Annotated in this window: 1 protein-coding gene; it reads right to left on the bottom strand. The window is 64.8% G+C overall.

Features of this window, described 5'->3' with window-relative positions:
• Positions 1–821: ABC transporter ATP-binding protein (locus tag FVA95_RS29050; protein WP_149666923.1), on the bottom strand; the 821-nt coding region annotated here is incomplete at both ends.

Below are 821 nucleotides of genomic sequence, written 5' to 3'. Positions count from 1 at the left end.
TCCTGCGCCGACCGCGGCAGCTCGTGCAGCATCGCCTCGACCCGCTCCCGGCGACGGTGCACCGCCTTCCGGTCCGGCATCCCCGTCGAAGCCACCAGCTGCGGCTTCATCGGCGGACGCCCCTCCAGCTCACCCGCCTCCTCCATCTCCCGAGCGGCCTGCGCGGCGTCCTTCTCCTCCGACATCCCGATCGGACCCTCACGACGCCCGTTCAGGAACTGCGCCACCACCGGCTCGTCCGAGGTCAGCAACACCTCCCGCGGACCGAACATCGCCAGATGCTTGCGATACAGCAGACCGATGTTGTCCGGCACCGTCTGCGCCGAGTTGATGTCATGGGTCACGATCAGGAACGTCGAATCCGTCATCGCATTCAGATCGATGATCAACTGGTTCAGATACGCCGTCCGCACCGGATCCAGACCCGAGTCCGGCTCGTCGAACAAGATGATCTTCGGATCCAGCACCAACGCCCGCGCCAACCCCGCCCGCTTGCGCATACCACCCGAGATCTCCCCCGGCAGCTTCCCCTCCGCACCCACCAGACCGACCATGTCGATCTTCTCCATGACGATGTCCCGGATCGCCGACTCCGACTTGCGCGTGTGCTCCCGCAACGGGAACGCGATGTTGTCGAACAGGTTCATCGACCCGAACAACGCACCGTCCTGGAACAACACCCCGAACAGCTTCCGGATCTCGTACAGCTCGGACTCCGAGCACTTGCAGAGGTCGACACCCTCGATGACGATCGACCCCCGCTCGGGCTTGAGCAGCCCGATCAGCGACTTCAGGAACACCGACTTGCCCGTACCCGACGG

The sequence above is a fragment of the Pseudonocardia sp. EV170527-09 genome (genome assembly GCF_008369905.1).
Lineage (GTDB): Bacteria > Actinomycetota > Actinomycetes > Mycobacteriales > Pseudonocardiaceae > Pseudonocardia.
The sequence above is the reverse complement of the archived record's forward strand: the minus strand, read 5'-3'. Positions and strand labels throughout refer to the sequence as shown.